Source organism: Marinobacter psychrophilus (assembly GCF_001043175.1).
GTDB classification, from domain to species: Bacteria; Pseudomonadota; Gammaproteobacteria; order Pseudomonadales; family Oleiphilaceae; genus Marinobacter; species Marinobacter psychrophilus.
The window spans coordinates 3,248,342-3,268,906 of sequence record NZ_CP011494.1; the positions used below are offsets into that span (position 1 = coordinate 3,248,342).

17 protein-coding genes are annotated in these 20,565 nt (G+C 53.7%); 7 read left to right on the forward strand and 10 right to left on the reverse strand.

The genetic code is table 11. The features are described from left to right. Positions 1-7 precede the first annotated feature (7 nt). Together ABA45_RS14765 and ABA45_RS14770 are read right to left on the reverse strand one after the other, a co-directional pair. Positions 8-412, reverse strand: coding sequence for a YcfL family protein (locus ABA45_RS14765; protein WP_227506047.1), 405 nt, complete (start codon positions 410-412; stop codon positions 8-10). A 49-nt stretch (positions 413-461) separates the two neighbouring features. Next, the gene (locus ABA45_RS14770) at positions 462-1,961 is read right to left on the reverse strand and encodes a COG3014 family protein (protein WP_048387346.1); all 1,500 of its coding nucleotides are present in this window, start codon (positions 1,959-1,961) and stop codon (positions 462-464) included. 131 nt (positions 1,962-2,092) lie between these two features. Here ABA45_RS14770 and tmpT point away from each other — a divergent pair, with 131 nt between their 5' ends. The 5 genes from tmpT (at position 2,093) to ABA45_RS14795 (ending at position 9,628) form a co-directional block, all read left to right on the forward strand. After that, positions 2,093-2,752, forward strand: coding sequence for a thiopurine S-methyltransferase (tmpT, locus tag ABA45_RS14775; protein WP_048387348.1), 660 nt, complete (start codon positions 2,093-2,095; stop codon positions 2,750-2,752). Positions 2,753-2,982: 230 nt separating this feature from the next. Further along, the gene (locus ABA45_RS14780) at positions 2,983-4,905 is read left to right on the forward strand and encodes a PrkA family serine protein kinase (protein WP_048387350.1); all 1,923 of its coding nucleotides are present in this window, start codon (positions 2,983-2,985) and stop codon (positions 4,903-4,905) included. A 46-nt stretch (positions 4,906-4,951) separates the two neighbouring features. Continuing rightward, positions 4,952-6,247 carry a YeaH/YhbH family protein gene (locus ABA45_RS14785; RefSeq protein WP_048387352.1) on the forward strand — a complete coding sequence of 432 codons (1,296 nt, stop codon included), beginning with the start codon at positions 4,952-4,954 and terminating at the stop codon, positions 6,245-6,247. Next, positions 6,244-7,815: a SpoVR family protein gene (locus tag ABA45_RS14790; protein ID WP_048387354.1), complete on the forward strand. Its 1,572-nt coding sequence runs from the start codon at positions 6,244-6,246 to the stop codon at positions 7,813-7,815. The genes ABA45_RS14785 and ABA45_RS14790 overlap by 4 nt, the downstream gene beginning before the upstream one ends. A gap of 343 nt (positions 7,816-8,158) precedes the next feature. Then, on the forward strand, positions 8,159-9,628 hold the full coding sequence (locus ABA45_RS14795; protein ID WP_048387356.1) for a WS/DGAT/MGAT family O-acyltransferase: 1,470 nt from the start codon (positions 8,159-8,161) through the stop codon (positions 9,626-9,628). Here the strand turns inward: ABA45_RS14795 and ABA45_RS14800 are convergent. Next, entirely contained in the window at positions 9,621-10,058 is a 438-nt protein-coding gene (locus ABA45_RS14800; protein ID WP_048387358.1) for an RrF2 family transcriptional regulator, read from the reverse strand. The two genes, ABA45_RS14795 and ABA45_RS14800, sit on opposite strands and share 8 nt — an antisense overlap. 29 nt (positions 10,059-10,087) lie before the next feature. Then, on the reverse strand, positions 10,088-10,537 hold the full coding sequence (locus ABA45_RS14805) for a YbaN family protein (RefSeq protein ID WP_227506048.1): 450 nt from the start codon (positions 10,535-10,537) through the stop codon (positions 10,088-10,090). Between the two features lie 246 nt (positions 10,538-10,783). Between ABA45_RS14805 and moaA the strand changes: the two genes are divergently transcribed. Together moaA and ABA45_RS14815 are read left to right on the forward strand one after the other, a co-directional pair. Further along, complete coding sequence (gene moaA, locus ABA45_RS14810; protein ID WP_048387363.1) at positions 10,784-11,776, forward strand: GTP 3',8-cyclase MoaA; 993 nt, start codon at positions 10,784-10,786, stop codon at positions 11,774-11,776. Positions 11,777-12,112: 336 nt separating this feature from the next. After that, positions 12,113-12,424, forward strand: a complete 312-nt coding sequence (locus tag ABA45_RS14815; RefSeq protein ID WP_048387365.1) for a hypothetical protein — start codon at positions 12,113-12,115, stop codon at positions 12,422-12,424. A gap of 125 nt (positions 12,425-12,549) precedes the next feature. Here the strand turns inward: ABA45_RS14815 and ABA45_RS14820 are convergent, their stop codons facing one another. The 6 genes from ABA45_RS14820 to nosR form a co-directional block, all read right to left on the reverse strand. Next, entirely contained in the window at positions 12,550-13,152 is a 603-nt protein-coding gene (locus ABA45_RS14820; RefSeq protein WP_053076203.1) for a nitrous oxide reductase accessory protein NosL, read from the reverse strand. 66 nt (positions 13,153-13,218) lie between these two features. Next, positions 13,219-14,049, reverse strand: a complete 831-nt coding sequence (locus ABA45_RS14825) for an ABC transporter permease (protein WP_048387366.1) — start codon at positions 14,047-14,049, stop codon at positions 13,219-13,221. After that, positions 14,046-14,978, reverse strand: a complete 933-nt coding sequence (locus ABA45_RS14830) for an ABC transporter ATP-binding protein (RefSeq protein WP_048387368.1) — start codon at positions 14,976-14,978, stop codon at positions 14,046-14,048. The genes ABA45_RS14825 and ABA45_RS14830 overlap by 4 nt, the downstream gene beginning before the upstream one ends. Beyond that, complete coding sequence (locus ABA45_RS14835) at positions 14,975-16,291, reverse strand: nitrous oxide reductase family maturation protein NosD (protein WP_048387370.1); 1,317 nt, start codon at positions 16,289-16,291, stop codon at positions 14,975-14,977. Before ABA45_RS14835 ends, ABA45_RS14830 begins: the two co-directional genes overlap by 4 nt. Before the next feature lie 77 nt (positions 16,292-16,368). Beyond that, entirely contained in the window at positions 16,369-18,267 is a 1,899-nt protein-coding gene (nosZ, locus tag ABA45_RS14840; protein WP_048387372.1) for a TAT-dependent nitrous-oxide reductase, read from the reverse strand. Positions 18,268-18,390: 123 nt separating this feature from the next. Then, positions 18,391-20,556, reverse strand: a complete 2,166-nt coding sequence (nosR, locus tag ABA45_RS14845; protein WP_048387374.1) for a transcriptional regulator NosR — start codon at positions 20,554-20,556, stop codon at positions 18,391-18,393. Positions 20,557-20,565 lie beyond the last annotated feature (9 nt).

The window sequence follows — 20,565 nt, forward strand, 5'->3', positions numbered from 1 at the left end:
AGAATCCTTATTGCTGGGGCTCACGAAGATGGAGCTGATAATCGGTAACGCGGGTGTGGGGTGCCGTTGCGGTGAAATAACGGGTTTGACCGGTTAGTAGCGAGGCTTTGCGATAGCTCTCGCCAACGCCTTTTACGACGATGCCGTTAGGATCAAACCAGGTCACTTTCCAAGCTAAATCGCCGTTAGAGCGTGCCTTAACAGCGTACTGGATTTGTAACAGGGCCTCTCCGCCAGGCTGAACAATGCGCTGACTTAGCAGCTCTGTTACGGCCACAAAGTAGTTTACTTCCGGGTCGACCTGAAGTTGCTCGCGGTCAATTGCAGCCGCTGTTTCGGCGGGTGGCTGAATGGCGCAACCGACCAATGCCAGTGCACAACTAAAAGCGATGATCTGTTTTTGAAATTTCATGGCTTGGGTTCTCATGGCTTGAACTCTCATGGCTCGGCCCTGATTGAGTTCATTGAGTGGCTGTCAGCAAATCCTTTCCCGACAATTGCACCGTTGATGCCGGGTTACGCCCTTGCAAATCAAGCGCGACGACACTGGCCGGGCCAGCCAAAGTGGGCCGTTTAACGTAGAGCAGAGTAAACGGCTGGTCGGGTATCACAATAGTACCCAAGGAATAGTCATTTGTGCTTGTTAGCGTTAGTTTACCATTCTCGGGGCGATCGATCCGAGCGGCCTGCCAGTGGTTGGGCAGGGCCTGCCAGCTGCGTAAATCAGCCTGGGTTGTGGCAATGGTCAGCGCGGCAGCACCTAGCTGACCCCACACGCCAAAATTTTCTGCGGCTTCGTTCTGGATGACCGCTTTTATCACCGCAGACGACACGGCTCGCGCCAGAACACTGGGAAACCGCTCTTTCATTTCAGTACGAATGACCGACCCCATGTCTGATATACGCTCTGTTTGCACAGCAATGTCAGCATCTGAAATTACACCCAGGCTGCCCGGAACGGCGGCACGATCTCTGTATCTGGGCAGTGCAATGCCAAAGTAAGCGGGTGCCTGCCGGTTACCATGAAATATAAGCAAAGGCACATCAATCCGGGTCTCTTCCAATACCGGACCCAGGCCATTTTCATAAACAATCCACACCTGTGGTGCCAGTTCAGTTATCGACTGCGAGCCAGCGGCCAACGCCTCGGCGAGTTTGGCGTCACGCTGCAGAACACCGCTTGCTCTGTTCATCGCGGCAACACGTGTGAGCGACGTGGCGGCTTTCTCGTAATCGGCACGGCTACTGGCGTTGGCCAGGAAGTAAATGCCATGCAAATAGGTGCTGGCCGGCACCATAAACTCGGGCAGCACCGACCACTCCGACTCTATATCATAGCCCTGCGACACAGCATTGCGCAGGCTTTGGTTGTTCAGGCTGTTGCGAACCATGGCGGCCGTGTTTTGCCCGCTCTGCGCCTGCTGGTTCAACGCCTTCCGCTGTTCGGCGATTTCCTGACTGAAATATTCCACTGCACGCCGTGTGCGGTCATCCGCCCGGTTAAGCTCGACGCGTGCAAATTCGTTATTGCCGGCAGCCAGAAACGCCAGACTCTTATAGGTGTTGACAAGAATTGCCTCCGACATCAGCGCTTGATAATTGCGTTCGGAGTCGTTCACCATCAACGCCACAAAAGCCGTTGATGATTTTTCCAGGATATTGGCCAGGTCCAGGTTCTTCATACCCTCTTCCGCCAAATCATAGGTTTTGGTGGCTTCTTGATAGCGGCCCAACAAACGCTGCAACTCCGCCTGATGCAACAAATCCAGCAAATGCTCATCGGCATCTACAGCCGAACCCTTGGCGGTTTTAAAGCTCACCGCTTGCAACGCAAGGTCATAATCGCCTGCCGCATAAGCATCGTTAAAAGCGCTCATCTGATTTTTTTGCTGGAACGAAGAACATCCCACCATCAGCGTTGCTAGAAAAGTTGCCACCAAAAAACGAAACACAACTTCCACTCAAACACTCCTTGGGTTTAAAAGGTGCGGCCGGGGCCGCCCAATTTTGCCTATACTGATACTATTCTTACAATCATTATACGGCGGAATTATGTTCCACACGTCAAAAACCAATTACAAAAGGCACCCTTATGGACCACGAATTCTGGCACGCCCGTTGGGAACGCAAAGAGACCGGATTCCATCAAAAATCGGTCAATCACTATCTGCATGAGCACTGGCCAGATCTGACAGGCCCAGAAAAAAACCAGGTTCTGGTACCGCTGTGCGGCAAATCTCATGATCTCTGGTGGCTTCACGATCGCGGCCATGCCATTCTGGGGGTAGAACTCAGCAGCATTGCCTGCAAAGATTTTTTTGAAGAAGCCGGCGAAAAAGCAATGGTGACACCCGGTTCACCGTTTACGCGCTTCCGCCATGACGACACCCTGGAGTTGTGGTGCGGTGACTTTTTTCAGCTATCCCCGGCGGACGTAAACAACGTGGGTTGGGTGTATGACCGCGCCGCACTGATCGCTTTGCCACCGTCCATGCGCCGGCGCTATGCCAGCCACCTGAGCGCCATCTTGCCTGAGCGCTGTGGCATGCTACTGATTACCCTAGATTACGATGGCAGTGAAATGACCGGGCCGCCGTTCAACGTTACTGACAACGAGGTGTACGAACTGTTCAGCGATGACTTCACCGTTGAGCGCCTGCGCCAGGAAAACATGGCAAAAGACGACCCTTTCGCCAAACGCAAAGGCTTGGGTGGCGCCAAGGAAAGTGTGTTCCGGCTACACAAACGATGATTGGGCGAATTCATCCTTTTGGCCACGGAACTGCTATCGCTAAGCCACTGTCCAAATCGGAAAAGTTAAACTAGGCTTCCGATAAGTAGGCCAAAAACAAAAAAGAACCCTATAACTAGTCGTATCAAGCGCGCCGAGGTGCGGCCATTACGTCCCGGGCGTGCGACGACAACATACTGATGAGGAATACGCGTTACGAACGGCTAAACCATTGCAAGCGAGGGGCATCCATGAGCATTCTGCAACAGTACAAAAACCGTTATGAAAGGACTCAAGAAGAAGAATTTTCTCTAGAGGAATACTTGGAGATCTGCAAAAACGACCCCGGAGCTTACGCTAGTGCTTCCGAGCGCCTATTGCTGGCTATTGGTGAACCCGAACTGATAGACACCTCACGCGATACCCGATTGTCACGTATCTTTTCCAACAAGGTCATCAAACGCTACCCGGAATTTTCCGAGTTTTACGGTATGGAAGAAGCGGTGGAAAACATCGTGTCTTTCTTCCGCCATGCTGCTCAAGGGCTAGAGGAAAAGAAACAAATTTTATATCTGCTGGGTCCGGTAGGTGGCGGTAAATCGTCACTGGCGGAAAAGCTCAAATCCCTGGTGCAAAAGGTACCATTTTACGCCATCAAGGGCTCCCCGGTTAATGAGTCGCCGTTGGGATTGTTTGATCCCGCCGAAGACACCGAAATTCTGCACGAAGAATACGGCATCCCGCCGCGCTATATAAAAAGCATCATGTCGCCTTGGGCGGTGAAGCGCCTGCATGAATTTGGCGGCGACGTCAGTCAGTTTCGAGTGGTGAAACGCTATCCGTCCATTCTGGACCAGATAGGCGTATCCAAAACCGAACCTGGCGACGACAACAACCAGGATATCTCTGCCCTGGTGGGCAAAGTGAATATCCGCATGTTGGAAGACTATTCTCAGGATGACCCAGACGCATACAGCTTTAGTGGTGGTTTGTGCAAAGCCAATCAAGGCTTGCTTGAATTTGTAGAAATGTTCAAAGCGCCGATAAAAGTGCTGCACCCCCTGCTGACCGCCACCCAAGAAGGCAACTATAACACCACCGAAGGCATGGGTTCCGTGCCCTTTGATGGCGTTATCCTGGCTCACTCTAACGAATCCGAGTGGCAAACCTTTCGTAACAACAAACACAACGAGGCCTTTCTCGACCGTGTGTACATTGTGAAGGTGCCCTACTGCGTGCGGGTAACTGAAGAGGTTGATATCTATCGCAAGCTACTGGAGCACAGTTCTCTGGCGGGTGCGCCCTGCGCACCGGACACCCTGGACATGCTGGCCCAGTTCTCTGTGCTTTCACGGGTAAAAGACCCGGACAATTCCAGTATTTTCTCGAAAATGCGGGTCTATGACGGTCAGAACATCAAAGACACCGACCCCAAGGCCAAATCGATTCAGGAATACCGCGATGCGGCCGGTGTAAATGAAGGCATGGATGGCCTGTCCACCCGTTTCGCCTTCAAGATCCTGTCGAAAGTGTTCAACTTCGACACCAACGAAGTTGCCGCCAACCCGGTGCATCTGCTGTACGTGATTGAAAAACAGATTGAGCAAGAGCAGTTCCAGCCCGAAATTCAGGAGCGCTACCTACGCTACATCAAAGAATTCCTGGCACCCCACTACGTGCAGTTTATTGGTAAAGAAATTCAGACTGCGTATCTGGAAAGCTACAGCGAATACGGCCAGAACCTGTTCGACCGCTACGTCACCTACGCCGACCTGTGGATTCAAGATCAAGAATTCCGCGACCCGGACACTGGGGAAATTCTGGACAGAGTCTCTATTAACGAAGAATTGGAAAAAATCGAGAAGCCGGCGGGCATCAGCAACCCCAAAGATTTCCGCAACGAAGTCGTCAACTTTGTGCTGCGCGCCCGTGCCAATAACCAGGGCGACAACCCTTCCTGGCTGAGCTATGAAAAACTGCGCAGTGTGATCGAGAAGAAGATGTTTTCGAACACCGAAGACTTGCTGCCGGTGATTTCATTCAATCCCAAAGCCAGCAACGAAGACCAGAAAAAGCACAAGCAGTTCGTCGACCGGATGATAGACCGCGGTTACACCGAAAAACAGGTGCGGTTGCTTGCTGAGTGGTACCTGCGGGTTCGCAAATCCCATTAACCGGTAATGGGCGCACTGTATAGCGCACTGCATAGAGGGAAGCGTTATGGGAAGCACCCACATTATTGACCGACGTCTGAACGGTAAAAACAAAAGCGCAGTGAATCGGGAACGGTTCCTGCGCCGTTATCGCCATCACATAAAGAAGGCCGTGGCTGAAGCGGTGAAAAAGCGCTCCATTACCAATGTGGAACACGGGGAAAGCGTGACTATTCCCAACCGCGACATTCAAGAACCGATTTTTCACCACGGCCAGGGCGGGCGCCAGGAAGTGGTGCATCCCGGCAATCAGGAGTTTCTGGCAGGCGACACCCTTCCCAAACCGCCCGACGGTGGCGGACAAGGGCAAGGGAGTGGCCAGGCCAGCCAAGATGGAGAGGGAGTGGACGATTTCGCCTTTCAGATTACTCAGGAAGAATTCCTGAACTTTTTGTTTGACGATTTGGCGCTGCCCAATCTGGTGCGCAAACGCCTGAAAGACACCGAGTCGTTCAAATACGTGCGTTCAGGTTTCAGTACACAGGGGGTGCCCGCCAAGCTGGATGTTATTCGTTCTCTACGCGGGGCCCACGCTCGCCGCCTAGGCTTAGGTGGAGCCCGCCGACATAAAATCCGCGAACTGGAAGAGCAGCTTGCAGCACTGAAAATCGCGCCGGATGATCTCGACGCTGCGTTTAGCCACGCCGACCAGATTCAGGTTCTGGAAGAAGAAATCGCACGGCTAAAAACCAACGTGAAGCGCATTCCGTTTATTGACGAAATCGACTTGCGCTTCCGCCAGCACCTGAAGCAACCGCAACCAGCCACCAGCGCAGTGATGTTCTGTCTGATGGACGTGTCAGGCTCTATGACGCAAACCCACAAAGACATCGCTAAACGCTTCTTTATTTTGCTGTACCTGTTCTTGCAAAAGAACTACAAAAAAATAGACGTGGTGTTCATTCGCCACCACACCAGTGCGAAAGAGGTGGACGAAGAAGAGTTTTTCTACTCGCGTGAAACTGGCGGAACCATTGTGTCCAGCGCTCTGAAGCTGATGCAGAAAATCATCGACAGCCGCTATTCACCGGCCGAGTGGAACATCTACGCCGCCCAGGCATCCGACGGCGACAACTGGAATGACGACTCCCCGGTGTGCAGCAAACTGTTAACAGACCAGCTGCTTCCGCTGGTGCAATATTACGCCTACATAGAGATTACGCCCCAGAACCACCAGATGCTGTGGTACGAATACGAGAAGATTCTGGCGCGTTTTCCGCACGCATTCGCGATGCAGCAAATTGCCGATGCCAGCGACATTTACCCGGTCTTCCGCCGGCTGTTCGAGAGGAAAGCCGCATGAGTGAACACAATGATCGCGCACTGCGCGTTGATAATCCGCCCGAGCCGCCTAAGGCGGTAAAAGCGCGGGAGCCGATTTCGACCGGGTCAGAATGGACCTTTGACCTGATCCAGCGCTACGACGAAGAAATCGCAAAGTGTGCCGCTGAATTCGGTCTGGACACCTACCCCAATCAGGTAGAGGTGATCAGCGCCGAACAGATGATGGACGCATACAGTTCTGTGGGCATGCCGGTAGGCTACAACCACTGGTCATTCGGCAAGCAGTTCCTCAACACATCGAAAGGTTACCAGCGCGGGCAAATGGGGCTGGCTTATGAAATCGTTATCAACTCAGACCCGTGTATCGCTTACTTGATGGAAGAGAACACCTTGCCCATGCAAGCGCTGGTGATTGCCCACGCCTGCTACGGCCACAATTCTTTCTTCAAAGGCAACTACCTGTTTCGCACCTGGACCGACGCCAGCGCGATTATTGATTACCTAGTCTTTGCCCGCCATTACATCGCTGAATGTGAGGAGCGCCACGGTGTAGACGCGGTGGAGGAAGTGTTGGACTCCTGCCACGCGCTGATGAACTACGGGGTAGATCGCTACAAGCGGCCATCGCCTATCTCCGCTGGCGAGGAGAAGCTACGCCAGACCGAACGCGAAGAATATCAGCAACGCCGTATCAACGATTTGTGGCGCACCATTCCTTTGCCCACCGATTACAGCGACTCCGAAAGTAAGAAAAAACGTTTCCCGGAGGAGGCCCAGGAAAACATTCTGTATTTCATTGAAAAAAACGCGCCTTTACTGGAAACCTGGCAGCGGGAAATTATTCGCATCGTGCGCAAACTGGGGCAGTATTTTTATCCACAGCGGCAAACTCAGGTAATGAACGAAGGCTGGGCAACTTTCTGGCACTACACTCTGATTCATGCTCTTTACGACAAAGGGCTAGTAACCGACGGGTTTATGCTGGAACTGCTGGCTAGCCATACCGCGGTGGTTTACCAACCACCGTTCAACAGCCGTTATTATTCCGGCATAAATCCTTACACCCTGGGATTTGCGATCTTCACCGACTTACGCCGACTTTGTGAGCAGCCGACAGACGAAGATCGCGAATGGTTCCCAGACATTGCCGGCTCCGATTGGCGGCAAACCCTTCATTTCGCCATGAAAAACTTCAAAGACGAAAGTTTCATCCAGCAGTTTCTGTCGCCCAAAGTGATGCGCGATTTAAAATTGTTTGCCATTGAAAACGACGATGAAGAAGACGCCTACCTGGTGACTGCCATTCACGATGAAACCGGGTACCGCACACTGCGTGAAAAGTTGGCGCGGCAATACAACCTGAGCAGTCGCGAGCCGGATATTCAGGTGTGGAATGTCGACTTGCGTGGCGACCGCTCGCTAACCCTGCGCCACAGTGTGAATGAACGTCGGCCGTTAGCGGACGATAGCGAAGAAGTGCTGCGCCACATACACCGGCTGTGGGGCTTTGACGTGCACCTGCAAAGCGTTAGTGATGGCAAGGTAGTGACGAAATATCAGTGCCCTTCACCAACGCCAAAGACTTAATGGCGGCGCGGCCGGGCTTGGATTCGTCTAGCCGGCCGCTCTGACTTAAAGCTTGCTCGCGGAATTCCGGTAACAGGTGTGTCCAACGCGTGGCTCAGATTACCGACAGCGGTTCGTTACACCGATGCCTGCGTAAACGAAGGCGTGCCCCAAATTGAAGCTGGATGACCGCAGCTACGCGAAATACCACGGCAATCTGAGCTTCGGGTCTGGTGACAGTCTTACCATTTCTGCAGAATTTTCTTGTGTCAGCATTCGTTTATCGTGACAGTACCCCATATACTGTAAAAATAGGGCACTCTGCCCTTTTTCATGTTCCAGATACAGTAGGGGTGCGCACGGAATGAAACGCCTGGCAACATTGGATGCGTCTTGGCTAGCGGTCGAGTCTGACGATACACCCATGCACGTGGGCAACTTGCAGATTTTCAGCCTGCCCGACAACGCCCCTTCTACATTTACTGGCGACTTGGTCGAAAGTATGAAGCAAGCCGGTAATGTTGAGTTCCCCTGGGGCTGCAAGCTGGTATGGCCAAGTTTTTTGGGCCGCATTCTGGCGCCCGCCTGGAAGCACGACAAACATATTGATCTGGATTATCACGTGCGCCACTCGGCCCTGCCAAAGCCCGGCGGTGAACGCGAGCTGGGGGTACTGGTATCGCGCCTGCACTCCAACCCGCTGGACCTGTCGCGGCCGCTGTGGGAATGCCACATGATCGAAGGGCTGGAACACAACCGTTTTGCCCTGTACACGAAAATGCATCACTGCATGATTGACGGCATCAGTGGTGTACGCCTGTTGCAAAGGGTGCTGAGCAAATCCCCCGACGAGCGCGACATGCTGCCACCCTGGTCAGTTCGCCCGGAAAGCCGGCGCGGCAAGAAGACCGACAGCGAAGCCAGCGTGCCGGGTGCTATATCCCAAGCTATGGAAGCTCTCAAACTGCAGTTGGGCTTAGCACCACGGCTGTGGCAGGCCAGCAATCGCCTGATTCGCTCGGTGCGCCATCCGGAAGACGGCCTGACCGCGCCCTTCACCGGCCCGGTTTCCAAAATCAATCATCGGGTTACCGGCCAGCGCCGCTTCGCCACCCAGCAATATCAGTTAGAAGATATGAAAGCCATGGCTCGCGCTTCGGGCAGCTCGATGAACGACATTGTGCTGTATTTGTGCGGCACTGCGTTGCGGCGTTTTCTGCTCGAACAGGACGATTTGCCTGACATATCATTAACAGCAGGCATACCGGTCAACATTCGCCCGGCGGATGATGAAGGCACCGGAACCCAGATCAGCTTTATGATTGCCGCCCTGGCCACCAACGAACCTGATCCGCTCACGCGGCTGAAACACATCAAAGAATCGTCGAGCAAAGCCAAAGAGCACTTGCAAAAATTACCCAAGAAGGCGTTGACCCAATACACCATGATGCTGATGTCGCCTTACATACTGCAGCTGATGTCTGGCTTGGGTGGGCGCATGCGACCGGTATTTAACGTAACCATCTCCAACGTTCCGGGGCCTACCGACGATCTTTATTACGAGGGCGCAAAACTCGAAGCCATGTATCCAGTGTCGCTGATCACCCACGGCGGAGCACTGAACATTACGTGCCTGAGCTATGCCGGATCATTGAACTTTGGTTTCACTGGTTGCCGCGACACCTTACCCAGCATGCAGAAGCTGGCCGTGTACACCGGGGAAGCATTGGAAGAACTCAGAATCTTGCTGTTACCGCCAAAGAAAAAACCCAGCCCACGCAAACCTAGAACGGCCGCGAAAAAGAAGCCCGCGGTGAAAAGCGACGCTAGCTGATTTGCAGCAGCCGCAGCAACTGCAATTGCTCTGGCTGGCGCGCCACATCAGCGAGGGTGTAAGCATCCAAGGTCGCTAAAAAAGCGTTCAAAGCTTCTTTTAATATCGATTGCAAACCGCAAACCGGGGTAATACAACACTGATTGTTCTCGGAAAAGCACTCAACCAGGTTGAAATCCGGCTCGGTATCGCGAACTAGCGCACCAATATTGATGGAGCTGGGCTGACGCCGCAGCCGCATGCCGCCGTTTTTGCCTCTCACTGTTTCTATGTAGCCCTTAAGGTTGAGCTGATGCACCACCTTCATCAGGTGGTTTTTGGAAATATCATAGGCATCGGCTACGTCCTGAATGGTAACCAGACGGTCACCAGAAACAGCCAGGTAAACCAGTACTCGTAGCGAATAATCGGTGTAACGGGTGATGTGCATAAACAACTCCAGCTAGCGTGCATCTGACACTAATAAGTCGGACGGGTCAGCAAATAGCATGCAACGGCCACCAGCGTAATCCCCACTATCACTAACACCAGCGGCGTCGCGCCGCCCCAAAACAAAAAACCCCAGCTTAGCGTCATCATCGAGCAGGCCATCACTTTAGCGCTGGCCGGTATGGCTTGACGGGCGCGCCACTGCAAAATAATGGGCCCAAATTTAGGGTGATTGTCTAACCAAAACGCAAAAGCCGGTGACCCCTTGCTGGCAAAAAAAGCAGCCAACAAGACAAAAGGGGTGGTCGGTAACACCGGAAGAACCACGCCAACAAACGCAAAAGCCATTGAAATATACGCAAGTATACGGTATCCAGTTTTTCGATAGCGACTACTCATAGTACTGATCTCACAACGATTAAACCATGACTTAAGTATAGCGTTGATCCGTGAACCGGTCTGCCGAGACGGCTCAGACAATTGCGCTATTGGCCCGAAAAAGCTTTTTTTCCTCTTGTTACTCACAGCTACTTTAAAACATTTATTTTACAGATTTCTTTAAGGTGGGCCTAATTTTTTTCTGCCCTGCCACTGATCTAACGGGTGTGCACTCCAAAGTCAGGCAAATCTACCCCGCTGTGGGTATCGGATTTTACGCACCGGTCTGCGATAATCTGTGCTATACCTTTTAGATGACTTAAACTGGCTGCCACGGGAAATGTGCCAATGTCCAACAATAAACTGACGGATCGCTTCGGCCGCACCATTAATTATGTACGTTTATCAGTGACCGACCGTTGCGACTTGCGCTGCGTTTATTGCATGGCGGAAGACATGACCTTCCTGCCCCGCCAACAAGTGCTCACCCTGGAAGAAATCGCAAGGTTGGCCCGTAATTTTGTGCAACTGGGTACAGAAAAAATACGCCTAACCGGCGGTGAACCACTGGTCCGCAGAGGCATTATTGATTTGGTAACAGAAATAGGCAGTTATGGCCTGCGTGATTTCACCATGACCACCAACGGCACCCAGCTGCCCGCTATGGCAGAAACGCTGCGCAAAGCAGGGCTTCATCGTTTGAACATCAGTCTGGATTCGTTAGACGCCGAAAAATTTCGAAGCATTACTCGCACCGGCAAACTATCTCAGGTTCTTGACGGCATAGACGCCGCCTGCGAGGCCGGTTTCCGTGGTATTAAACTAAACACGGTGGTGATGAAAGGCCGTAACGATCAGGATGTGCCCGAACTGGTTGAATACGCCCGCCGCAAGCAGGTAGACATCACCTTTATTGAAGAAATGCCCCTGGGCGAGATTTCAGAACACGATCGCGGCGAAGCGCTTTGCACCAGCGACGAAGTACGCGAGATCATTACCCGCCATCACGACCTGATTCCTGCCACCGCAGACTCCGGTGGCCCTGCGCGCTATTACCGCATGGCAGATAGCCCGACTCAAGTCGGCTTTATTTCACCCCATTCCCACAACTTCTGCTCCACGTGCAACCGGGTGCGAGTCACTGTGGAAGGCCGCCTTCTGCTGTGTTTGGGCAACGAACACTCCGTGGACCTGAGACGAGTACTGCGCGCCAGCCCCGATTCTGACCAACACCTACAAGAAGCCATCATCCAGGCGATGGATCTGAAACCGGAAAAACACCACTTTTCCGTCGACGGTGAGGTGCAGTTGCTGCGTTTTATGAACATGACCGGCGGCTAAGGCGGCCCGAGCCGCACGTCAAACACGCTTCAGTCACGCTGCCTGTAAATCAAAGCACCGTCGGAACCGAGGAACCCTGCAGTCGCGGGGTTTTTTATGGCCTGGCGCCCGCCAACGTCGCTTATTTTTCACACAAATATTTGCAAGGCAGCCATGCTATTTTGATGTGATCTTCAATAAAACCAATCATAAAACGCCATGAAACACTATCAAACCGATGTTGCCGTAATCGGTGCCGGCTTGACCAATACTCCTGGCAAGTAATGAACTACCGAATTGCCGTGCGTGAACTGAAAGCATGCAAACCAGAGCTGCGCAAAGCATTGCAGGAAAAATATGAGGGCAGCGGCCACTGCCACCAATGCCTTTGCTCACATCGACTGCTTACTGGCTACCGGCACCCGTTTCGCAGAAATACCCACCGGCAGCGACGGTATAAAACCACCGAAAAACCTGATTCACCTGGACATAAACCCGCGAGCATTCAGTGCTAACTACCCTGCCAGCATAACCCTGGAAGGCGACGCCAAAAGCCTTGTTCCGGCGTTGCTCTCAGCCGTAAAGGCCCAAAAATCAGGAGCGGCAGACAGCACTGAATTGGCGAAACAAATTGCCGCAGACGAAGCCGCTTTACCCAAGGCGTGGTAAAAACCAATCTAGCCAGAATGGCAACTCGTGACAAAGTACGAATTGTGGGAAGAGCGCTGTGGAGAAGAGTGCGGTCGCGAGCCGGCCAGCGCACCAACGTCGATGGCCGCTCGGTTGCGATGCGATCAGCGCTCCATCGAACCCTGATTCATGGAGCCTTGCTCCACAGAGCCATGATCCATAGCTGCCGGGCTGGCAGCATTCAGGTCAGACATTGTGATGTCAGCGAACGCTTTTACCTGGCCACCAAATTGAGCGGCAAAGCCTTCGGCAGCCTTGCTGTTTGCGAATGACGCCAACGTCGGGCCCATGGCGCCCATCCGTTCGGAGCCAATCACGTAAAATGCCTCGCGGGCATCAATGAGCGCCGTATCCAGCGGGCTGTCCCATTCCGACTGCGCCATATCGTGAACGTATAAGGTGTGATCGCGTTTGATATTTTCCGGCTGTAACACCCACGAAAACATATCCCTGGTTGAACAGAACTTATGTACCTGCTGTCGTTTCTCCGTAATAACTTCGCCCTTCGGGCCGGGGAAGCCGGTGATGGCCATGCCGCAAACGTGGCACTCTTCACCATCTTCGATGTGCACGGCTGCCGGCTTTTCCGTCGCAGCACTTTTCTGAGGATCGGAACAGCCTGCCAACGCCAGCAGGCTTATCAACAAAAGGCTCAGTCCCAGAATCGACTTCCTGGTACACCAACGATTTCTGCTATCAATGCTCATTAACGACCACTCCGTTATAGAAAAAAGCTCGGGCCACACCGAGCGCTCCGGCAAATACGCTCGCGGCTAAATGCGGCGATTGCGAAATAGCGACCAAGCCGCCGTTAGCGGCAGCACACACCAAAGCAGCAACGCCAACCAAAGCCCGCCCTGGCCGATGGGTAAATCACTACCCAGACTCAGCACACCACTGAGCTGACGACCCTCACCAAAGGCCAGAATATTCAACAAACGGTAGATGTCTGTCGGGTTCAGCATCAGCAACCAGGGCAGCAGTTCGGGGTTGAGTTTGCCTTCGCTGGCGACCAGTGAGCCCAGTAGCAGCAAGTCGAACACCAGCACAAAGAAGAACCAGATCGCCAAGGCCAGGCCCGCGGCCACCGGCTTCTCGCTCGCGCGCACGCTCACCACATAAGCCAGGGCAATAAAGCTCCATCCCAACAAAATGGTAGAGCCAATAAATCGCAGCATCGCCAGTGCAAGGTCTGTGATGCCTACGTCTTCTACCAGCACCGCAATGGCAATACCCGCTACGCCAAAACCCAGAATCGTCGCAAACGCCAATGTCAGACCGTGGCCCAGAAATTTGCCGAACAACAACTGACCGCGGCTAAGGGGATAGGTCATCAGGAGCAATAAGGTACCGCCCTCGTCTTCGCCAACGATTGCATCGTAGGCCAGCAGCAAGGCAATCAGCGGAATCAGGAATATGCCCAGGCTGGCCAAACTGGCGATGGTCGCTGGGGTGGAGGCGTAGCCAATCTGACCAGAGGCAGCCGCACCAAACCAGGCGATGCCCACAGCCAGCACAGAAAACACAATAGCAATGGCCAGCAGCCAGCGGTTACGCAAGCTGTCGCTGAGCTCTTTACGAGCGATGGTCCACACGCTGTTCATTGCACACCTCCGCGGTGAGCCAGTCCACCGGAGCCAATAAAGTGCACGTAAATGTCTTCCAGGGTGGGCTGATGGATACCCACATCCGCCACCTCGCCGGAGGCCATCAGTGCTGTCAGCAGTGGCATTTTATCAGCCGGGCGTACGTCTACCTGCAAGCGGTTGCTGATGCTTTTCATCACCGGTCTGGTGACGCCGTTGCACTGGCGAACGGCGTTTTCCAAGGAACTCAAAGAGCCCGTTGGCTCCAACATCAACGTGACCGGCATATTAGCCTGGCGCCGCAGCGCTTCCAGATTGCCGCTGGCCCTTAACGCGCCGTCGGTCAGAATCGCAGCGCGGTCGATGTAAGGCTCCACACCGGGTAACACGTGGGAACAAAGCACAATGCCGGTTCCGCTATCGCGCAAGATGCGCAGCAGCCGGTACAGATCGGCGGTCGCGACGGGGTCAAGCCCCACCGTGGGCTCGTCTAACATCAACAGCTTGGGCTTTCCCAATAACGCCTGAGCCAGGCCCAAGCGTTGGCGCATGCCTTTCGAGTAGGTTTTCACCCGCGCGTCCATGGCATCGTCTAACCCAACCTGAGTCAGCAACTCTGGCACCTGGCGTAAGTCCGCGCTTTTCAGGCGGGCGAAGTGCGCCAGAATTTCCCGGCCAGTCAGCTGTGGGTAGAACATAACGTTTTCAGGCAAATAGCCAATGTGCCGGGTGACCTGTGAGTCGCCCGCGCTGCCATCCAGCACCGACAAAGAGCCCCCTACCGGCTGCATAAGACCAAGAATCAGCTTGATAGTGGTGGTTTTACCGGCGCCGTTATGGCCAAACAGACCTAGGATTTCCCCCGGCTCCAGGCGCAAATCCACACCCTGCAGCACGGTGGCTTTATCGTAACGGTAACTGACATTTTCAAGACAAAAACAGCTCATTGCGGCTCCGCAGAATTCGGGTTAGAAACAGCCGATGGAACGCGTTCAGGCTCAGGTGGGTACATCAACGGATGAGAATCCTGAACCCCGGCGGCCTTGATCACCGGAAACGCATCCTGCACCCAGCGCAAGGTATCCACCGCCGGACTGAACATCAGCACCTTAGCTTCCGGATAGGTCCATAGAAGACGATCGACGTTGTCATTAGGCTCGTAAGGAACGTCACCGGTGCCGTCCTGGTTACGGTCCCAACCCAGGTAGTCACTCCAGTAATTACCCACGCCGTCTTTCGACCACTCCTGGGTGCGGGTCGCCACATACTTCACTTGGCGCTGGTTATTCACGAAGGCATTGTTGAACATTGTGTTGTCCTCCGAGCCGGCGGTTAAGTGAATACCAATATTGCTGTTGGCAAACACGTTATCGGTAAAGGTGTTGTACAGAGAATTGTAAATAAACACGGCCTTACCCTCGGCACCCAACATAGCCGCCCCGGCAAATTGCCCCTTCGACACACCGGTAACCACATTGCCCCGCAGCTCGGACTGGGTAATAAAATTCATCAAAATGCCGTAATTCTCATCGTTCTCGGACCGGTTATTCAGCACCGTCAGGCGCTTGCTCTGCATCAAGGCATAACCCGTGCGCGTGCCACGGGTAACGTTGTTTTCCAGCAGGTTGTCCATCGAATACATGTAGTGAATGCCATAACGCAAATCGGCCATGACATTATTGCGAATGCAGTTGTTGTTAGAGGTTTCAATATAAATCCCATCGCGGGTCTGACGAATGTCATTGCCTTCAATCAACGCGCCCTGAGTGTTGAACAAATGAATCCCGTTGCCCCGGTCATTGGAACGCATACTGGCATCGCCACGAATCACATTGCCAATAACCGTCGCATCCGGTGCAGCATCCAGCCATACCCCAAACGCCGGACCCTGCAAGTTGTTGTCCGCAACCGTGACGCCGCCCGCCTCACGGGCCACAAAAATCCCCGTATTCAGCTCATTTAAATCCGAGCCCCAGTTACGCACCTTGCAGCCACTGAACGTAACGCCAGCAGCCAAAATATGCACCGCATTGCCCTCGCCGCCGCCATTAATCACCGTATCGGCATGGCAGCGAACCGTCACATCCGCCACCCGAATAACGATCGGTGAAACCTGTTCAGGTGGCAGCTCAAAAACCGCCCCCGGTCCCAAGGCATCCAGCTGCTGCTGAATACCCGCCTGTGCGGTCATCGGTAGCAAAGCGACGGTCAGAGTCGCTGCTAAACCTAAAATATGCTGCACCAAATCAGTTCTCAACATGGCTAACACTCGCCAAAGTTGGGTATGACACTGGAAGAACCAGAGCCTTAGAAAAGGACTCCGGCCAAACCACTTAATCAGGCCTTTTCGACCAACATCCGCCCCGTCATCTCCATATGCAGAGCGTGACAGAACCAGTTGCAGTAGTACCAATGCACACCTGGCTTATCAGCCACGAAGGTCACTGACGACGTCTGCTGCGGGCTGATTTCCATGCTCACACCGTGGTTCACCACCGAAAACCCGTGAGTAACGTCTTCAATGGTGTCCAGGTTGGTCACATACACCGTTACCTCGTCACCCTGCTTTACGGTGAACTCGGTTGTACCGTAAATAGGCGCCACCGACGTCATATAAACGCGCACTTTTTTGCCGTCGCGGATGATCTTGTTATCGCCTTCCAGCGTGATACCGTCTTTCTCGGCCTGGGCGCGGGCACTGGCGAAGTACGGATCGTCACGGGTATAGATTTTCTTGGTTTTGATCTGATCACGACGCACCATAATGCAATCGTGTGGTTCGGCGAAGGCCGGGCCATCGTGCACCAGCTTCATTTCATCGCCAGAAATATCGATCAGCTGATCGTTCTCCGGGTGCAAAGGCCCAACCGGCAGGAAACGGTCTTTCGAGAATTTGGACAACACCACCAGCCACTTACCATCGGCATCGCGGGATTCCGTCAACGACGCGTGGTTGTGGCCCGGCTGGTAGTGCACATCCAGCTTCTGGCGTAGGTAGTTTACGTCTTCACCGTTGTAATGCTTTATGGCGTCTGCAATGTTCCACTTCACAATCTGGCTGTCGATGAACAGCGTGGTGTAGGCGTTACCGCGGCCATCATACGTGGTGTGAAGAGGCCCAAGGCCCAGCTCCGGTTCAGCGACAATCACGTCACGCAGCTCGATTTTGTCGTCAAATACATCGTCCAGTTTGTCGATAGCAATTACCGAACAGGTTGGCGACAGCTTGCCGGCAGCAATGAAGTACTTGCCATCCGGTGACGTGTTCACGCCGTGCGGATTCTTCGGCACTGGAATGTAGCGGGTCAACGGGGATTTGCTGCGGCCATCCACCACGGGCACTTTGGAATCGCCCACGGTTTTGAAGTCGCCGTTTTTAACCGCTTGCTCGATGCGCTCAACGTTAAACACCACCACCCAGTCGCGGTCGTTACGCATGGTACCGGCCAGTTCTTTCGCTTTCTCGGAGTTGTAGCAGGTAGAAGCCGCGTATTTACCGGTGTAGTCAGCGTCAGTGTTGTCCAGGTTGCCGTCGACAATCACCTGCCAGGCCACTTCCATGGTTTCCGCATCCAGGGCGTTAAACATGGTGTAGCTGTTCTCCATCGAGAAATCGCTGCCATCGTTCGGGTGCGGAATCACATATTCTGCGTTGCAGAACACGTATTTTGTGTAGGGCACTTTCTGCAAGCGCAAACCGTGAATGGCCTGCACGTTAGGAATGTGGGTAATCTTGTCGCACTTCATGATGTCCAGACGGATACGGGCCACACGGGTATTGGCTTTGTCGTTGATGAACAGATACTTGCCATCATAACGGCCGTCGGTCATGGAGATGTGCGGGTGGTGACAGTCGCCGTTCAAAAACGTGTTGTCGTGACCCAGTACGTCTTTGCTTTCGTTGGTAAGGCCCCAACCGGTTGCTGAATCCACGTTGAACACCGGAATACGCATCAACTCGCGCATAGACGGTATACCCAATACCCGTACTTCGCCCTGGTGACCTCCACTCCAGAAACCGTAGTACTCGTCCAGCTCGCCCGGGCCCACGTGAATATTGTTACGTGCTTCTTTGGCGGCGGCTGCAAACGCTTCGCGGCTCATAACTGCGCCGCCAAGGCCGGCAACACCGGCCACACCAGCTACCGCGGTGGCGCCCAGAAAACGCCGGCGACTCAGGCCGAGGTGTTCCGTTTTTGCCAGTTCTTTATGATCTTGCTCATGGTCTTTGCTCATGATGCTCAACTCCGTTTCAGTTTTGGGGGTTGTACTTTTTTCGTTATGGCACTGCTTTTTTGGCCGTTAAGGCTCTGATTTATTCAATGTCCGTCACTTCACTGCCTTCGACTTCACTTCACTTCACTTCACTTCGACAACTGGAATCTGTTCCGGGCGCCCCGGCGAATTTTGGCCACGGCGCTTGCCGCGATGCTTCACAATCAACGGCGGGCACTTGTTGTCGTCGAAATAGGTCACCTGGCAGTCAAGGCAGTAGTGGCATTCCATGAAATTGATGGTGCCGTCCGGGTGAATGGCCTGTACCTCGCACTCTTTTTCACACAGGCGGCAGGGGGTGCCGCATTCCTTGCGGCGCTTGAGCCAGTCGAATACCCGCAGTTTGGTGGGCAGCGCCAGCGCGGCGCCCAGCGGGCACAGGTAGCGGCAGTACACCTTGCGAGTGAACAGGTTGATCACCAGCAACACCAACGCGTAGAGCACAAACGGCCAGGAGCGAACGAAATGCAGAGTGATAGACGTTTTGAAAGGTTCAATTTCCGCCAGCCTTTCGGCCATTGCCATGGATTCCAGCGACACACCGAAAAGCACCAGCAAAATGATGTATTTGATAGCCCATAGGCGTTCGTGCACGGCAAACGGCACGTTGTACTGGGGTATTTTTAGTTTGCGGGCGATTTCATTCAGCAACTCTTGCAGCGCACCAAACGGGCACAGCCAACCGCAATAGACCGCGCGGCCCCAAAGCAACACAATGCCCGCCACCACCGCCCACAATATGAACAAGATCGGGTCGATCAAGAACGTCTGCCAACTAAAGCCAGACATAAAACTGTGCACAAACGTCAGCACGTTCACGATGGATAACTGACCCAGGGCGTACCAACCAATAAAGAAAAGGGTGTAGGTAAGAAAGCCGTGACGAATCCAGCGAGTCAAATTGGGTCGCTTTACCAGCCAGTCCTGAAAAAACAGGACAAAAAGAAGCACCAATATGCCCGCACCCAGTACCACAATCTGGAACTGTTTCTGGTACCACACCTGTACCCACATGGGCTGGGTTTCCAGCCATTCGTCCTGGCTGACCACAACGTTCGCACGGGTGTAATACTGCTCGGGTAGCTGGTAGTCCAGCGGAAACACCTGAAATTTGCTGTCCAGCGGGCCGGTCTGGCGCTTTACGGTCAGTTCGAGGGTCCAGGGCGAGCCCGGGTCGAAGTTGTACTGTTGGCGGATAATGAAGATCGCCATTTCGGAAAAGTCCGGCATACCTTCGCTGTACACATCGCTTAAACGATAGAAGTCGAGGTCGCGGAAGTTGAAGGTATCACCAAACTGGCGAATCTGAATGCGGTCGAAAATGCCGCCGCGCACGTAGCCGGAGCCCTTGAACGAATAGGAGCCGCTGGCTACCACCGCAATTGCGTGCTCGCCTTCTTTTAGGATTGAATTCAGCCATTGGTACTGGCTTTCACCCAGCAGATTGCGACCAATGGTGGGGGCGTCCAGGTAGGCTGCGTAAAGGTCTATCAATGCGTCTTCACGCTGATCGGGAGCGGCGGCATCTACGCCTTCCGCGTCGCTGCCTTTGAACGAGTCATCCACTTGGCCACAGGTCAGCAGCAGGCGGCGAATGGAGCCATCATCCGTCAGTTGCTGCCAGTCGACTTGCTGAAACGGCTCGTTATTAACCTCCGCAATGGGTGGTCGCTTTACGCCCGAATCTTCCACCAAGCCAAGTTCTACGCCGACTCTATGGGCCGTACGCATGATGACTTCGTTCACCACCATCACCGTAACGGTCGCGCCGGACAGCCCGTCTACTGCCACTTTGCGCTCGTTCGTATTGCCGCCCACAGTAACCCGCTGATCAGCTTTCAGACCGGTGTACTGATCGGTAAAATCGTGCAGTTTGTACTCGGGGATACCAACCAGCAAAATCGGCTCGGAGTGATGAATTACGCGGGTTTTAAGGATTTCGCCGTCGGTATTCATCAATACCTGAATGTTCAGGGGTTTGCCTGAATAGGCGGGCGTTTGCACAAAATCGAGGCTTTGGTAGGTGTAGCCCACCAACTCTTCACCGGCGAAGAGCTCGCCAATGGCACGATTGCTTTCGCGGAAGCGCACTTCGGTTACCTGGGGCAGTGTTTGCGTGATCACTTGGCGACCGGCAACCGGCTGGTATTGGTCAACGGGGTCGGCTTTTACATGGGTGACGCTTGCGAGCAGTGTCAGTACCAACGCCATTACAATCAGATTTACGGTATTGCTGAAACGGATACTCACAACATGTCC

Bases quoted from the DNA above. Each gene is read 5' to 3' on its own strand.
- ABA45_RS14765 (WP_227506047.1), bottom strand. From the start codon at position 412: ATGAAATTTCAAAAACAGATCATCGCTTTTAGTTGTGCACTGGCATTG.
- tmpT (WP_048387348.1), top strand. From the start codon at position 2,093: ATGGACCACGAATTCTGGCACGCCCGTTGGGAACGCAAAGAGACCGGA.
- ABA45_RS14780 (WP_048387350.1), top strand. From the start codon at position 2,983: ATGAGCATTCTGCAACAGTACAAAAACCGTTATGAAAGGACTCAAGAA.
- ABA45_RS14785 (WP_048387352.1), top strand. From the start codon at position 4,952: ATGGGAAGCACCCACATTATTGACCGACGTCTGAACGGTAAAAACAAA.
- ABA45_RS14790 (WP_048387354.1), top strand. From the start codon at position 6,244: ATGAGTGAACACAATGATCGCGCACTGCGCGTTGATAATCCGCCCGAG.
- ABA45_RS14795 (WP_048387356.1), top strand. From the start codon at position 8,159: ATGAAACGCCTGGCAACATTGGATGCGTCTTGGCTAGCGGTCGAGTCT.
- ABA45_RS14800 (WP_048387358.1), bottom strand. From the start codon at position 10,058: ATGCACATCACCCGTTACACCGATTATTCGCTACGAGTACTGGTTTAC.
- moaA (WP_048387363.1), top strand. From the start codon at position 10,784: ATGTCCAACAATAAACTGACGGATCGCTTCGGCCGCACCATTAATTAT.
- ABA45_RS14815 (WP_048387365.1), top strand. From the start codon at position 12,113: ATGAGGGCAGCGGCCACTGCCACCAATGCCTTTGCTCACATCGACTGC.
- ABA45_RS14820 (WP_053076203.1), bottom strand. From the start codon at position 13,152: ATGAGCATTGATAGCAGAAATCGTTGGTGTACCAGGAAGTCGATTCTG.
- ABA45_RS14825 (WP_048387366.1), bottom strand. From the start codon at position 14,049: ATGAACAGCGTGTGGACCATCGCTCGTAAAGAGCTCAGCGACAGCTTG.
- ABA45_RS14830 (WP_048387368.1), bottom strand. From the start codon at position 14,978: ATGAGCTGTTTTTGTCTTGAAAATGTCAGTTACCGTTACGATAAAGCC.
- ABA45_RS14835 (WP_048387370.1), bottom strand. From the start codon at position 16,291: ATGTTGAGAACTGATTTGGTGCAGCATATTTTAGGTTTAGCAGCGACT.
- nosZ (WP_048387372.1), bottom strand. From the start codon at position 18,267: ATGAGCAAAGACCATGAGCAAGATCATAAAGAACTGGCAAAAACGGAA.